At 41.4% G+C, this 13,752-nt stretch carries 14 protein-coding genes, 11 tRNA genes and 1 rRNA gene; 25 read left to right on the top strand and 1 reads right to left on the bottom strand.

All coding sequences use genetic code 11. The features are described 5' to 3' along the window. Positions 1-74: 74 nt before the first annotated feature. From alr to MKX65_RS01365, 12 genes are all read left to right on the top strand, one after another. Positions 75-1,244, top strand: a complete 1,170-nt coding sequence (gene alr / locus MKX65_RS01310) for an alanine racemase (RefSeq protein WP_340901863.1) — start codon at positions 75-77, stop codon at positions 1,242-1,244. Positions 1,245-1,443: 199 nt separating this feature from the next. Further along, positions 1,444-1,725 (top strand): CopG family ribbon-helix-helix protein, encoded by a 282-nt coding sequence (locus tag MKX65_RS01315; RefSeq protein ID WP_066060032.1) that lies wholly within the window; start codon positions 1,444-1,446, stop codon positions 1,723-1,725. Between the two features lie 4 nt (positions 1,726-1,729). Then, on the top strand, positions 1,730-2,080 hold the full coding sequence (ndoA, locus tag MKX65_RS01320; protein WP_019156408.1) for a type II toxin-antitoxin system endoribonuclease NdoA: 351 nt from the start codon (positions 1,730-1,732) through the stop codon (positions 2,078-2,080). A 299-nt stretch (positions 2,081-2,379) separates the two neighbouring features. Next, a complete protein-coding gene (locus tag MKX65_RS01325; RefSeq protein WP_340901873.1) occupies positions 2,380-3,213 on the top strand; it encodes an RsbT co-antagonist protein RsbRA in 834 nt (277 codons plus the stop codon). Beyond that, positions 3,210-3,566: an STAS domain-containing protein gene (locus tag MKX65_RS01330; RefSeq protein ID WP_066060023.1), complete on the top strand. Its 357-nt coding sequence runs from the start codon at positions 3,210-3,212 to the stop codon at positions 3,564-3,566. The genes MKX65_RS01325 and MKX65_RS01330 overlap by 4 nt, the downstream gene beginning before the upstream one ends. Positions 3,567-3,570: 4 nt before the next feature. After that, on the top strand, positions 3,571-3,972 hold the full coding sequence (locus MKX65_RS01335) for an anti-sigma regulatory factor (RefSeq protein ID WP_340901877.1): 402 nt from the start codon (positions 3,571-3,573) through the stop codon (positions 3,970-3,972). Between the two features lie 12 nt (positions 3,973-3,984). After that, complete coding sequence (locus MKX65_RS01340; RefSeq protein WP_160549384.1) at positions 3,985-4,995, top strand: SpoIIE family protein phosphatase; 1,011 nt, start codon at positions 3,985-3,987, stop codon at positions 4,993-4,995. Positions 4,996-5,052: 57 nt separating this feature from the next. Next, the gene (locus MKX65_RS01345; RefSeq protein ID WP_160549383.1) at positions 5,053-5,382 is read left to right on the top strand and encodes an anti-sigma factor antagonist; all 330 of its coding nucleotides are present in this window, start codon (positions 5,053-5,055) and stop codon (positions 5,380-5,382) included. Beyond that, positions 5,379-5,852, top strand: a complete 474-nt coding sequence (gene rsbW, locus MKX65_RS01350) for an anti-sigma B factor RsbW (RefSeq protein ID WP_160549382.1) — start codon at positions 5,379-5,381, stop codon at positions 5,850-5,852. Before MKX65_RS01345 ends, rsbW begins: the two co-directional genes overlap by 4 nt. Further along, complete coding sequence (sigB, locus tag MKX65_RS01355) at positions 5,830-6,624, top strand: RNA polymerase sigma factor SigB (RefSeq protein WP_160549381.1); 795 nt, start codon at positions 5,830-5,832, stop codon at positions 6,622-6,624. Before rsbW ends, sigB begins: the two co-directional genes overlap by 23 nt. Beyond that, positions 6,618-7,205, top strand: a complete 588-nt coding sequence (locus tag MKX65_RS01360; protein WP_445677937.1) for a PP2C family serine/threonine-protein phosphatase — start codon at positions 6,618-6,620, stop codon at positions 7,203-7,205. The genes sigB and MKX65_RS01360 overlap by 7 nt, the downstream gene beginning before the upstream one ends. A 124-nt stretch (positions 7,206-7,329) precedes the next feature. Continuing rightward, the gene (locus MKX65_RS01365) at positions 7,330-9,489 is read left to right on the top strand and encodes a Tex family protein (RefSeq protein ID WP_377057523.1); all 2,160 of its coding nucleotides are present in this window, start codon (positions 7,330-7,332) and stop codon (positions 9,487-9,489) included. 559 nt (positions 9,490-10,048) lie between these two features. On the opposite strand, the gene cmpA is transcribed toward MKX65_RS01365, so the two are convergent. Further along, complete coding sequence (gene cmpA, locus MKX65_RS01370) at positions 10,049-10,165, bottom strand: cortex morphogenetic protein CmpA (RefSeq protein ID WP_119706371.1); 117 nt, start codon at positions 10,163-10,165, stop codon at positions 10,049-10,051. 103 nt (positions 10,166-10,268) lie between these two features. On the opposite strand from cmpA, the gene MKX65_RS01375 reads away from it, so the two are divergent. The 13 genes from MKX65_RS01375 (at position 10,269) to MKX65_RS01435 (ending at position 13,694) form a co-directional block, all read left to right on the top strand. Continuing rightward, entirely contained in the window at positions 10,269-10,730 is a 462-nt protein-coding gene (locus MKX65_RS01375; protein ID WP_340901892.1) for a SprT family protein, read from the top strand. A 141-nt stretch (positions 10,731-10,871) separates the two neighbouring features. Then, positions 10,872-10,947 (top strand) — tRNA-Asn (locus MKX65_RS01380). 4 nt (positions 10,948-10,951) lie between these two features. Further along, positions 10,952-11,042: transfer RNA gene (locus MKX65_RS01385), tRNA-Ser, on the top strand. Positions 11,043-11,069: 27 nt separating this feature from the next. Next, positions 11,070-11,141: transfer RNA gene (locus MKX65_RS01390), tRNA-Glu, on the top strand. A gap of 27 nt (positions 11,142-11,168) precedes the next feature. After that, positions 11,169-11,244 (top strand) — tRNA-Asp (locus tag MKX65_RS01395). Between the two features lie 6 nt (positions 11,245-11,250). After that, positions 11,251-11,325, top strand: a tRNA-Gln gene (locus MKX65_RS01400). A gap of 36 nt (positions 11,326-11,361) precedes the next feature. Beyond that, positions 11,362-11,437: transfer RNA gene (locus tag MKX65_RS01405), tRNA-Lys, on the top strand. 30 nt (positions 11,438-11,467) lie between these two features. Beyond that, a tRNA-Leu gene (locus MKX65_RS01410) sits at positions 11,468-11,552 on the top strand. Positions 11,553-11,613: 61 nt separating this feature from the next. Continuing rightward, a tRNA-Leu gene (locus MKX65_RS01415) sits at positions 11,614-11,699 on the top strand. A gap of 74 nt (positions 11,700-11,773) precedes the next feature. Beyond that, positions 11,774-11,850 (top strand) — tRNA-Arg (locus MKX65_RS01420). Positions 11,851-11,860: 10 nt separating this feature from the next. Beyond that, positions 11,861-11,937 (top strand) — tRNA-Pro (locus tag MKX65_RS01425). Between the two features lie 21 nt (positions 11,938-11,958). Next, positions 11,959-12,032: transfer RNA gene (locus MKX65_RS01430), tRNA-Gly, on the top strand. Positions 12,033-12,142: 110 nt separating this feature from the next. After that, positions 12,143-13,694, top strand: a 16S ribosomal RNA gene (locus MKX65_RS01435). Positions 13,695-13,752: the final 58 nt, after the last annotated feature.

Below are 13,752 nucleotides of genomic sequence, written 5' to 3' on the forward strand. Positions count from 1 at the left end.
TAAGTTGACAATCACCGCCTAGGATTCGATAATCGTATGTATATGTTAGACCGGAAGTAGAAGGAAGTGTAGAAATGAGTCACAATACTTTGTTTTATCGAGATACATGGGCAGAAGTTCATTTAGATAAAATCATGTATAATGTTTCACAGTTAAAAAAACTTTTGCCGAATCACGTTCAAATGATTGCGGTTGTAAAGGCCAATGCATACGGTCACGGAGATGTACAAGTAGCGAGAGCTGCTTTAGAAGCTGGTGCCACCTACTTGGCCGTTGCGTTTTTAGATGAGGCCATTGCTCTAAGGAACAAAGGAATAACAGCCCCTATCCTTGTATTAGGAGCCAGTCGTCCCGAGGATACATCGGTCGCCGTTAAAAATAATATTACATTAACTGTATTTCGATATGAGTGGTTACAACAAGCAAAGGGAATGTTAGGTGAGGGAGAAAAATTATCTATTCATATAAAACTTGATACAGGTATGGGAAGAATTGGTGTTCGTTCAAGGGAAGAATTGACATCCATTGAGGAGCTACTAGAATCAAGTGGATGTTTTCTTTTTGAGGGAATTTATACTCACTTTGCTACAGCGGACGAGTTAGAAGAGAGTTATTTTCGAAAACAACTCTCGCGTTTTCACGAGCTTTTATCGTATTTAAAGGTAAAGCCAGACCTTGTCCATGCAAGCAACAGTGCAGCATCATTTCGCTTTGGTGAAGCTTCATTTAATGCCATTCGGTTTGGTATTGGGATGTATGGGTTGACTCCATCCCTAGAAATGGAGTCCGTGTTACCCTTTCCGTTACAGGACGCATTTTCACTTCACACCAGACTTATTCATGTAAAAAAGTTAGAAAAAGGGGATTCGGTTAGCTATGGTGCCACTTATACCGCTCAGGGGCCTGAGTGGATTGGCACGTTGCCAATTGGTTATGCGGATGGTTGGATTCGAAAGCTACACGGGCAAGAGGTGCTAGTTGAAGGGAAAAGAGTACCGATTGTCGGTCGAATTTGCATGGACCAATGCATGATTAGATTGCCTAAAGAACTTCCCATTGGAACCCTTGTTACGCTTATTGGAGAGCAACAAACGGAATACATTTCAATGAATGAAATTGCAACCAAATTAGAAACAATTAATTATGAAGTTCCTTGTATCATTTCAAGTCGTGTGCCTAGAATTTATAAAAAATATGGAAAAACGATTGAGCAAAGAAACGATATTTTGCATTCATATGTATAGTGGTATCCCTTTTAGAATAAGGATTTATAGAAAAAGATCCAGATTTATGAATCTTTGGAGACTTCATGAATAAAAGGGTATTTTTTTGGTGGATAATACTGAAGTATGACTTATTCCCCTTTGCATTGTGGTGGATTGGTGTTATTATAAAATATGGTAGAGATAAAATGGTGTGTAGTGATGGTGGAGGTGTATGTTTGTGTCTGAGTCCAGCGCAACAACAGAAATTATGGTGAAATTACCGCAACATCTTTTAACCGAATTGGATGGTTTTGTGAAACAGGAGAATGTGAACAGAAGCGAATTCATTTATCAAGCTACTAAAATGTACTTGCGTGAGCGGAAAAAGAGACAAATTCGTGAATCCATGCGAAGAGGCTACATGGAGATGGCGAAGATCAACTTAACGATTGCTTCAGAAGCGTTTCAAGCAGAGTATGAGGCAGAACATACAGTTGAACGTCTAGTAAGTGGGGGATAATCCTTTGATTGTCAAACGTGGTGACGTTTATTTTGCAGACCTATCCCCAGTTGTTGGTTCCGAGCAAGGTGGCGTTCGTCCAGTTCTTGTGATCCAAAACGATATCGGGAATCGGTTCAGTCCCACAGTGATTATTGCAGCCATTACAGCTCAAATTCAGAAAGCGAAACTGCCTACTCACGTTGAAATTGATGCGAAACGCTATGGTTTCGAACGAGATTCAGTTATCCTGTTGGAACAAATTCGTACAATTGATAAACAACGTCTGACCGATAAGATCACTCATCTCGATGACGAAATGATGGAGAAAGTGGACGAAGCTTTACAAATTAGCCTAGGTCTTATTGAATTCTAAAAATACGCTCTACTAAGGGCGTTTTTTTATTGTATGAAAAAGAAATCATACTGTGCAAAAAAAGGATAGCCGAGTGCTATCCTTTTTTTGTGCCTATCCAAAACGGCCTGGTTGCACTATGTTTAGCTACTCGAAAAAAGGGTATATAACAAAGTCGCAATATTGTCATAATTAGTTTAAGCTTTCGCATAAAATTGTTATCATTATGGATAGGTTCAAAATTTGGTTTTAAGCTTACGTTACAGTTTAAAGACAATCCGTTTTGAAGAAACCTAACATGTTAAAATTGGGAGGATATAATGAACAAAGCTATTGAACAGTATATTCAAACGAATCGGGAAGAGATATTAACAAAGTGGATTGAGAGCATGAAGGAAAAATCAGATGAGCGGGTTCTGAAGGTGGTTTCTGACCAAGTATTCGTAGGGACAAGCCGAGAGTTCATTGATCTAATTGTTTCTAATCTAAAAGATTCTGATGAAAAGTATAGTGAAAAGCTTGTAGAGTTTGCTGAAAAAGTAGTTAGACTTGCGTGGCCTTTAACCTTTGTTACTGACGGATTACGGGAATTTGCAAGAATTGCTTTTGAAGGAATGAATGCATCAGGTCATGTAAATGAAGAAAATCGTATGGAAATCATTTATGACTTTGATAACTGGATAAGTCCAATGACAAATGAGATTGTTAATGTATATTCCTCGACTTGGGAGCGAACAGTTTCACTTCAAAAAATTGCTCTTCAAGAATTGTCCGCTCCTTTAATTCCCGTGTTTGATGGCATTTCTGTCATGCCTCTTGTTGGGACGATAGATACGGAGAGGGCAAAACAGATTATGGAAAGCTTGTTAAATGGAGTGGTAAGAAATCGTTCAGAAGTTGTTCTTATAGATATTACGGGTGTTCCGGTTGTAGATACAATGGTCGCTCATCATATTATTCAAGCTGCCGATGCAGTTAGACTAGTTGGGGCCAAGTGTATGTTAGTAGGGATTCGTCCAGAAATAGCACAGACAATCGTCAATCTTGGGATTAATTTAAATCAAATTACAACAAAAAATACACTGAAAAAGGGCATTGAGTCTGCTCTTGAAATTATGAATAAAAAGATTATCAGCACGGGGGGAGAAAATTGAGGATACCCATTCTAAAATTACACAATTGCTTACTAGTATCAATTCAATGGGAATTGGACGATCAAACGGCCCTTCAATTTCAGGAAGATTTGCTTCATAAAATACACGAAACGAGCGCTAATGGTGTTGTAATTGATATCACTTCCATTGATTTTATTGATTCCTTCATCGCGAAGGTGCTTGGTGATGTAATTAATATGTCTAAACTTATGGGTGCTAAAGTTGTCATTACAGGTATTCAGCCAGCGGTGGCGATTACTCTTATTGAATTAGGAATTGGTTTAGATGATGTCCTAACAGCTTTGGATCTAGAAAAAGGTTTGGAGAAATTACATCAGGAATTGGGGGAATAACCAAATGGGGATCCAATCCTGCGTAAAAATCATTAATGAATGGGATATTGTTGCAGCTAGGCAGCTAGGTAGAAATGTGGCAAAAGAGCTTGGATTTGGAACGGTAGATCAGGCTAGAATCACCACTGCTATTAGTGAATTAGCTAGAAATATTTATTTATACGCTGGTCAGGGCCAAATCTGCATTGAAAAACTATATGAAAACGGCAAAGCGGGATTGAAGGTAGTAGCCATAGACAATGGACCTGGTATAAAGGATATAAGGCAAGCAATGGAGGATGGATATTCAACATCAGGTGGTTTAGGGGCTGGATTGCCAGGAGTCAAACGCTTGATGGATGGGTTTGGGATTAACTCAACACCAGGTAATGGTACAGAGATAACGGCAACTAAGTGGGTGCGTTAGGGGGAGCATTTTATGGATTTCCGAGAATTGATGGAGGCAAAATACCGGCACATACTTGAAAAATACATAAACGACCCTTCTGAACAAGTGTTGTATCAGGGCCAAAAGTTCAGTAGAAAGTCTATTGAGCATCGAATCTCCCCTGAGGAAATCATCAGTTTACATAAAACTCTTATGAATGAAATGTATCCAGAGTTACCAGAAGAAGTATCGCTCTCCTTTGATATGTTACTAGAAGTGATGTTAGGCTACGGTCTTGCTTATAGAGAGCTTCAAAGCTTGCGCCATAAGCAGCAGGAACTAAGAACGGAAATGGAGATTGCTGCAAATGTACAACAAACCTTATTAGGAACCCATGTCCCTTCTGTGCCTTGGCTGGATATAGGTGCTATTAGTGTTCCTGCCAAGCATATGAATGGAGATTATTATCACTTTGTTCAAGATGAAACAAATAATATAAGTATAGCTATTGCAGATGTCATTGGGAAAGGAATCCCGGCAGCATTGTGTATGTCCATGATCAAATATGCGATGGACAGTCAACCGGATAATCAACAAGAACCGAGTAAAGTATTAGAAAATCTAAATCGGGTCGTTGAACAAAATGTGGATCCTAGTATGTTTATTACTATGTTCTATGGTGTGTATCATCCAATCGAGCATACATTTGCCTATTCTTCCGCTGGACATGAGCCGGGCTTTCTTTACCGTGCGCAATCGGGAGAATTCACTGAAATTGAGGCAAAGGGTTTGCTGTTAGGAGTAGAGAAGCGGACGAAATATCTGCAGTATGAACAAGCCATAAATGTTGGAGACATGATTATCTTGATGTCAGATGGTGTGACAGAATGTCGCTCAGAAGAAGGGTTTGTCGAAAAAGAAACCTTAATCTCGTATATAAATAAATATATCCATTTGCCTGTACAGGAGATTGTAACCAACATATATAAAGAGCTAGAAAAGCTCCAACACTTTCAATTGCGAGATGATTTTACTTTAATAATCTTGAAAAGAAAGGTTTAAGTACTAATTTTTCAGGGTAACGAATAAGAGCAGTTGACTTGTAAAGAGGTGGGTATAATGAACATAAAGTTAGATATCACGGAATGTGATGGTCGTGTTGCTGTCAGTGTAACAGGTGAAATTGATGTTTATACGGCACCGAAGCTAAGAGAAACCCTGTTTCCTCTGTCTGAGAGAAACGGAGTGAACATGATTATTAATCTTTCTGGAGTAGAATATATGGATAGCACAGGCTTAGGGGTATTTGTGGGGACGTTTAAAAATGTGCGCTCAAGCAATGGGGAATTTCAGTTAGTTGGACTTTCTGATCGGTTAAAGAGGCTTTTTGAGATCACCGGACTAGCTGATATTATGAATATTAGCCAGATTGAGGGTGAACCAAAATGAAAGAAGTTTGTGACTACATTGAAATGAAAATCCCTGCTAAGCCAGAATACGTAGGTGTGATTCGATTAACATTATCTGCCATTGCCAGTCGGATGGGCTTTTCATTCGATGAAATTGAAGATTTGAAAATTGCTACAAGTGAAGCCATAACAAATGCTGTTCAGCATGCCTACAAAACTGGAAAACTTGGAGAGGTTGCAGTAGGTTTTGGATCATATGGCGATCGACTCGAAGTGATCGTGGCTGACAGTGGAAAGAGTTTCGATTTTCAATCGGCTCGAGAAAAAGTAGGTCCTTATCGTGGGAATGAACCAGTTGAGTTTATGCGTGAAGGAGGCCTTGGGCTTTACTTGATAGAAACGCTGATGGATGAAGTGGTCATTCATCAGAATGAGGGTGTGACGGTTTTTATGACCAAATACCTAGAAGGGGAGCAGGTGGAGAGGAATGCAGAACAAATCTCAACCTAATTCACTATCAAAAGAAGAAATTCATCGATATATAAAAGCTTATCAGCAAAACCAGGATGATGAAGCTCAAAATCAATTGGTTTTACATTATAAAAGCTTAGTTGAAACAATTGCCCGAAAATACTCAAAAGGAAAATCCTATCATGAGGACATTGTTCAAGTCGGGAATATTGGTCTGTTAGGAGCGATGCGAAGGTACGATGAGGAATTTGGGAGAAGCTTTGAAGCTTTTGCTGTACCTACCATTGTTGGAGAAATCAAGCGTTTTTTAAGAGATAAAACGTGGAGTATCCATGTTCCCAGAAGAATAAAAGAACTAGGTCCAAGAATTAAAGCAACGGTTGAGGAATTAACCACCACTCTCCAGCGTTCGCCAAAAGTATGTGAAATTGCTGAAGCCTTACAAGAAACCGAAGAGGATATACTAGAAGCGATGGAGATGGGAAGAAGTTATCAGGCATTGTCTGTTGACCATTCTATTGAGGCTGATTCAGATGGAGGGACTGTCACGTTATTGGACGTGGTGGGAAACATTGATGAGGGTTATGAAAAGGTGAATCAAAAGCTTGTATTAGACAAGGTTCTACATGTTTTGACGGAAAGAGAAAGGGAGATTATCCAATACACGTATTTGGACAATCTAAGTCAAAAAGACACCGGGGAGAAATTAGGTATTTCTCAGATGCATGTGTCAAGATTGCAAAGAAAGGCAATAAAAAAACTTCAAGATGCCATCCGCTCAGATCATAACAGTTCGGAGTGCTTATCGTGACGAAACCAATAGAAGTGATTGTTCACCAAACAACTAAGGAAGGTAAGTATGTATGTGGAGATAGCTATTACTTTGTTCTCCAAGATGAATATTTTACCTGTGTCGTCGCGGATGGTCTTGGCAGTGGAACACTTGCAAATGAGGCATCTTCAGCAGTGGTTGAGGTTGTCCAACAATATCATGAGGAAGATGTTGAGGTGTTGATGAAAAAATGCAATCAGGCTCTTTTTCAAAAAAGAGGAGCAGCGGTAGCGGTATTAAAGGTATTTTTTCAGACGAAGGAATTTCACTATAGCTGTGTAGGGAATATCCGTTTCTTTTTATATTCAGATCAAGGTGAACTAACCTATCCTCTTCCGGTCTCCGGATATCTATCTGGTAAACCGGTAAGATTTAATACAAAGAGATACTCTTATCAAGCAAACTCGAAATTTCTTATTCATTCGGACGGCATCACGCCTAACGGAATAAAATCATTACTAAGCTCCGGGTTATCGAATGAATGTATTGCGAATCAAATACGGGAGAGGTTCACTTCGAAAATGGATGATTCAACATTTATTATAGGGACATTGCATTAGAGTTACCTGTACATAATGGGGTAACTCTTTTTTGTACATATCATTCATTGTGATACACTTGAAATCTTTGATAAAATAAGAAAAAAGACATTCGTTTTGGAGGAAAAGTACATTGGATCAAACAATAGATAAGCGTAAGGAACTCTTACAAACGGTAGCCAAAGAGCAGAATTTAAGTTTCAAACAAGTGAACAATGTTATTTCGTTACTTGAAGAAGGAAACACTCTACCGTTCATTGCGAGATACCGTAAAGAACAAACGGGTGCATTAGACGAGGTACAAATTCGTGACATTATGGAACGTTGGCAATACATACAAAACCTTGAGCAAAGAAAAGAAGAGGTTATTCGGATTATCGAAGAACAAGGCAAACTGACGGTTGAGTTAAAAAGCCAGATAGAAAAATCGATCAAGCTTCAAGAGGTTGAAGATTTGTATCGTCCGTATAAACAGAAACGCCGTACAAAGGCAACTGTAGCGAAAGAAAAAGGATTAGAGCCGTTTGCGGAATGGTTAGTAACCTTCCCTGTAAATGGTTCAATCGAAGAAAAGGCAAGTGAATTTTTGTCGGACGAGCTTGAGGTTCACTCTATTGAAGAAGTGATAAACGGGGCGAAGGATATTATCGCTGAGTGGGTTTCAGACGATGCAGATTCACGAAAATGGATACGAAGTGAGACTGCTAAAGCTGGATTGGTTGAAGCTAGTGTTAAGGATATGGAAAAAGACGAGAAAAAAGTGTATGAAATGTATTATGAATATTCAGAGCCTATTAGCAAAGTGGTTCCCCATCGTACGCTTGCTCTCAATCGCGGGGAGAAAGAAGAAGTTTTACGGGTAGCGATTAAGCCGAATGTGGACCGTAACATGGACTACTTAACAAAAAAGTGGATTAAGAATTCTCGATCCTTCGTTGTTGAGACAGTGACTGAGGCAGTTGAAGATGGCTATAAGAGATTAATTCAACCTTCAATAGAAAGAGAAATTCGTAATGAGCTAACTGAAAAGGCAGAAGAAAGAGCGATTCATATATTCTCTGAGAATTTAAGAAATCTTCTTCTCCAACCACCTTTAAAAGGAAAGATCGTTCTAGGTGTAGACCCAGCGTATCGAACAGGCTGTAAGTTAGCGGTAGTGGATGAAACAGGGAAGGTTCTTAGAATCGATGTGATTTACCCTCATCCACCTGTATCGAAGAAACAAGAAGCAGAGAAAAAGTTTAAAGAAATCATTGAAACATACGAAGTTGAAATGGTAGCAGTGGGAAATGGGACTGCCTCCCGGGAAACAGAGCAGTTTGTAGTAGATATGCTCAAAGATCAAAAAAGAGAGATTTATTATTTAATTGTTAACGAAGCGGGTGCGAGTGTTTATTCTGCTTCCGATTTAGCTCGTGAAGAATTCCCTGATTTTCAGGTAGAGGAGAGAAGTGCGGTATCTATTGCCCGTCGCTTGCAAGATCCATTAGCCGAATTAGTTAAAATCGATCCAAAATCGGTTGGAGTAGGCCAATATCAACATGATGTATCTCAAAAGAGATTATCTGAATCATTAACTTTTGTTGTGGAAACCGCTGTGAACCAAGTAGGTGTGAATGTTAATACTGCGTCTGCTTCATTGCTTCAATATGTAGCTGGACTTTCAAAAACAGTAGCAACCAATATCGTCAAGAAACGTGAAGAAGAAGGTAAGTTTGTCAATCGAACACAGTTAAAGAAAATTCCGAGGTTAGGTGCAAAAACATATGAGCAAGCCATTGGGTTTCTGCGTGTGATTGATGGAAAAGAACCGCTCGACCGTACAGGTATTCACCCGGAAAATTATCAAGCAGTTAAAAATCTCCTAAGTAAATTAGGATTTACCTCAGCTGACCTAGGTTCAGAAGCGCTAAAAACAACCTTATCATCTGTTGACATCAAAGCTATTGCGGCAGAGCTTGAGATCGGAGAATTAACATTAAAGGATATTCTTGATGCGTTAGTTAGACCGGAAAGAGATCCACGTGACGAGCTTCCTGCACCATTATTAAAGAAAGATGTACTAAAGCTTGAAGATTTAAAAGTAGGAATGGAGCTTCAAGGAACCGTTCGAAACGTAGTGGACTTCGGAGCATTTGTTGATATTGGAGTAAAGCAAGACGGTCTTGTGCATATTTCTAAACTATGCAATCGCTTTGTCAAGCACCCACTCGATATTGTTTCCGTTGGAGACGTAGTCACCGTGTGGGTGGATAGTGTAGACCAACAAAAAGGCAGAGTCGCTTTAACGATGCTGCAACCGTAAAGCCTAAGGAAACACCGTTCACGATGTTAACGGGTTTACTTGTGAGGTGCAAACGGTAAAAGTAGACCAAATATTACACAGTAAAAAAGGATTAGAGATGCAAACTCTCTCTAATCCTTTTTTGAATTTCCTTTTTTCTAAAGTACCCGAAAGTTACACAAGTTCATTAGCTGCTATAGCGAGTTTGATAAATAAGCGGAGAAATTTCTCTTATTTAGGAAATTGCACTGAAAATAGCTAAAATAGACGGAAAGTTTCCGGCTATTGACTTAAAAAACGTGAAATCGGGCGATTTTGCTTTGCTTAGTCGGAAATACTCCGCTTATATACCCCGAACCAAGCTCTATTCTGTAGTTTAACCGAAAAAACTCCGCTTATTATTAACACACCATCCAATAATTACTTCATCCCCTGTGATTTCCTGTGTGAATCAAGACAAAATAAACAATAAAATTTTGCCGAAATGGTCAATAAAAAACGCACTGTGAATGATATTGTGAATTCAAGTGCGTTTTCATATGTGTTTTATAAAGTTTGCACCGCTAGTGTAAATTCGTTATCAAGAGGAACGGTGTTTTTTTCTGTAAAAAAACCAACATTGGTTAAGTAGTTTTATTTGATAGGCATTTTTCTCTAAAAATGCTTTCTGCATCTGATTTTGAAACCAAGTAGGCATAGACATACCTCCTAGCACAAATTTCAAGGGGTATATTCAATGTATGCTATAATGGGTTGTCATGTTCATAGAATTTTTGTTTAGTTAGAAGTGAGGTGGGAGTATGGGTGACAATGAGTTACAAAATTTAGTTGAGGAAATTTCCATTCAATTCTTTAACAAGCCATTTCGACATACTGCTTTTTTTAATTCCCGTCTTCGAACAACAGGTGGACGTTATATGTTAAGGTCTCATAACATTGAGATTAATCGAAGTTATCTAGAACAACTGGGGGAACAAGAATTAATCGGCATCATTAAGCATGAATTATGTCATTATCATTTGCATCTAGAGGGAAAAGGCTATCAGCACCGAGATCATGACTTTAAAACCCTTCTTAAAAAAGTGGGTGCACCCCGTTTTTGTTCTACTCTCCCGAACCGCCCTGAAGTTAGAACCCAAAAGACCGTTCGTATATATCAATGCACCGGATGCGCTCAACAATATAATAGAAAAAGAAGGATCAATACTTCAAAGTATGTTTGTGGAAAGTGCCGGGGGAAACTTATTGAAATTCATGTTTGACAGTTGGAGAAAAAGATGTTAAATTATTATTCCGTGACTGACATCGAGCGGGAAAAAGTAATAAAAATTCCCCCTTGACTTTCACAGCTCGTCTCATTATAATGTAAAGAGTCGAGATTACGACATGAACACTTTTCTTATTCCACAGTAGCTCAGTTGGTAGAGCATTCGGCTGTTAACCGAACGGTCACAGGTTCGAGTCCTGTCTGTGGAGCCATTTTGGGGAAGTACTCAAGAGGCTGAAGAGGCGCCCCTGCTAAGGGTGTAGGTCGGGTGACCGGCGCGAGGGTTCAAATCCCTCCTTCTCCGCCAGTAACTTTCATCATCTTTTAAAAATATGGCCCCTTGGTCAAGCGGTTAAGACACCGCCCTTTCACGGCGGTAACACGGGTTCGAATCCCGTAGGGGTCACTTTTAAATTATTATACTATTAATAAAGGTCCCGTGGTGTAGCGGTTAACATGCCTGCCTGTCACGCAGGAGATCGCCGGTTCGATCCCGGTCGGGACCGCCATATTATTGGGCTATAGCCAAGCGGTAAGGCAACGGACTTTGACTCCGTCATGCGTTGGTTCGAATCCAGCTAGCCCAGCCATTTTTTATTTTAAGGCAATTTTATCTTAATTTGTACGAGCCATTAGCTCAGTCGGTAGAGCATCTGACTTTTAATCAGAGGGTCGAAGGTTCGAGTCCTTCATGGCTCACCATGTTTACTAAGTGGTATAGCATAATATTATGCGGGTGTGGCGGAATTGGCAGACGCACTAGACTTAGGATCTAGCGCCGCAAGGCGTGGGGGTTCGACTCCCTTCACCCGCACCATTCATTTCCAGTTGATTGACTGGGAGGATTCATGTATAATAGATACTATCGCTCTTAATGAGCGGTCGTGGCGGAATGGCAGACGCGCTAGGTTGAGGGCCTAGTGGGGGCAACCCCGTGGAGGTTCAAGTCCTCTCGGCCGCACCAAGAAAAAACTACAAAAAATGTTTGACATTAAAATATGGTTATGATATTATGTAAAAGTTGCTTCTTTAAAAAGAGCGCCCGTAGCTCAATTGGATAGAGCGTCTGACTACGGATCAGAAGGTTATGGGTTCGACTCCTTTCGGGCGCGCCATTTTGAATAACGGGGAGTAGCTCAGCTTGGTAGAGCACTTGGTTTGGGACCAAGGGGTCGCAGGTTCGAATCCTGTCTTCCCGACCATTTATAATAAAATAATAATATGCGGGTGTAGTTTAATGGTAAAACCTCAGCCTTCCAAGCTGATGTCGTGAGTTCGATTCTCATCACCCGCTCCAACAAATCAAATTGTTCTTTGAAAACTAAACAAATCATACGTCAACAAAAAATGATTAGTGTTGAAAAATACACTAGCCAACGTTTTATCTTTAAGAGCTAATCTTACTCTTTATTGGAGAGTTTGATCCTGGCTCAGGACGAACGCTGGCGGCGTGCCTAATACATGCAAGTCGAGCGGATCTTTGGGAGCTTGCTCCCAAAGGTTAGCGGCGGACGGGTGAGTAACACGTGGGCAACCTGCCTATGAGACTGGGATAACTCCGGGAAACCGGGGCTAATACCGGATAATTCTTTTCTACACATGTAGAAAAGCTGAAAGATGGTTTCGGCTATCACTCATAGATGGGCCCGCGGCGCATTAGCTAGTTGGTGAGGTAACGGCTCACCAAGGCGACGATGCGTAGCCGACCTGAGAGGGTGATCGGCCACACTGGGACTGAGACACGGCCCAGACTCCTACGGGAGGCAGCAGTAGGGAATCTTCCGCAATGGACGAAAGTCTGACGGAGCAACGCCGCGTGAGTGATGAAGGTTTTCGGATCGTAAAACTCTGTTGTTAGGGAAGAACAAGTACCGGAGTAACTGCCGGTACCTTGACGGTACCTAACCAGAAAGCCACGGCTAACTACGTGCCAGCAGCCGCGGTAATACGTAGGTGGCAAGCGTTGTCCGGAATTATTGGGCGTAAAGCGCGCGCAGGTGGTCTCTTAAGTCTGATGTGAAAGCCCCCGGCTCAACCGGGGAGGGTCATTGGAAACTGGGAGACTTGAGTGCAGGAGAGAAGAGTGGAATTCCACGTGTAGCGGTGAAATGCGTAGAGATGTGGAGGAACACCAGTGGCGAAGGCGACTCTTTGGCCTGTAACTGACACTGAGGCGCGAAAGCGTGGGGAGCAAACAGGATTAGATACCCTGGTAGTCCACGCCGTAAACGATGAGTGCTAAGTGTTAGAGGGTTTCCGCCCTTTAGTGCTGCAGCAAACGCATTAAGCACTCCGCCTGGGGAGTACGGCCGCAAGGCTGAAACTCAAAGGAATTGACGGGGGCCCGCACAAGCGGTGGAGCATGTGGTTTAATTCGAAGCAACGCGAAGAACCTTACCAGGTCTTGACATCCTTTTGCCTTCCCTAGAGATAGGGCGTTCCCCTTCGGGGGACAAAAGTGACAGGTGGTGCATGGTTGTCGTCAGCTCGTGTCGTGAGATGTTGGGTTAAGTCCCGCAACGAGCGCAACCCTTGATCTTAGTTGCCAGCATTTAGTTGGGCACTCTAAGGTGACTGCCGGTGACAAACCGGAGGAAGGTGGGGATGACGTCAAATCATCATGCCCCTTATGACCTGGGCTACACACGTGCTACAATGGGTGGTACAAAGGGCAGCAAAACCGCGAGGTCGAGCCAATCCCATAAAACCACTCTCAGTTCGGATTGTAGGCTGCAACTCGCCTACATGAAGCTGGAATCGCTAGTAATCGCGGATCAGCATGCCGCGGTGAATACGTTCCCGGGCCTTGTACACACCGCCCGTCACACCACGAGAGTTTGTAACACCCGAAGTCGGTGGGGTAACCGTAAGGAGCCAGCCGCCTAAGGTGGGACAGATGATTGGGGTGAAGTCGTAACAAGGTAGCCGTATCGGAAGGTGCGGCTGGATCACCTCCTTTCTAAGGAAAATTGAGGCTTATGACCTTCGGTCAAAGCTAACAACCGTTGATGATATGA

It is taken from the genome of Robertmurraya sp. FSL R5-0851 (genome assembly GCF_038002965.1).
GTDB lineage: Bacteria > Bacillota > Bacilli > Bacillales > Cytobacillaceae > Robertmurraya_A > Robertmurraya_A beringensis.

Bases quoted from the DNA above. Each gene is read 5' to 3' on its own strand.
- alr (WP_340901863.1), top strand. From the start codon at position 75: ATGAGTCACAATACTTTGTTTTATCGAGATACATGGGCAGAAGTTCAT.
- MKX65_RS01325 (WP_340901873.1), top strand. From the start codon at position 2,380: ATGAACAAAGCTATTGAACAGTATATTCAAACGAATCGGGAAGAGATA.
- MKX65_RS01335 (WP_340901877.1), top strand. From the start codon at position 3,571: ATGGGGATCCAATCCTGCGTAAAAATCATTAATGAATGGGATATTGTT.
- MKX65_RS01340 (WP_160549384.1), top strand. From the start codon at position 3,985: ATGGATTTCCGAGAATTGATGGAGGCAAAATACCGGCACATACTTGAA.
- MKX65_RS01345 (WP_160549383.1), top strand. From the start codon at position 5,053: ATGAACATAAAGTTAGATATCACGGAATGTGATGGTCGTGTTGCTGTC.
- rsbW (WP_160549382.1), top strand. From the start codon at position 5,379: ATGAAAGAAGTTTGTGACTACATTGAAATGAAAATCCCTGCTAAGCCA.
- sigB (WP_160549381.1), top strand. From the start codon at position 5,830: ATGCAGAACAAATCTCAACCTAATTCACTATCAAAAGAAGAAATTCAT.
- cmpA (WP_119706371.1), bottom strand. From the start codon at position 10,165: ATGCCTACTTGGTTTCAAAATCAGATGCAGAAAGCATTTTTAGAGAAA.
- MKX65_RS01375 (WP_340901892.1), top strand. From the start codon at position 10,269: ATGGGTGACAATGAGTTACAAAATTTAGTTGAGGAAATTTCCATTCAA.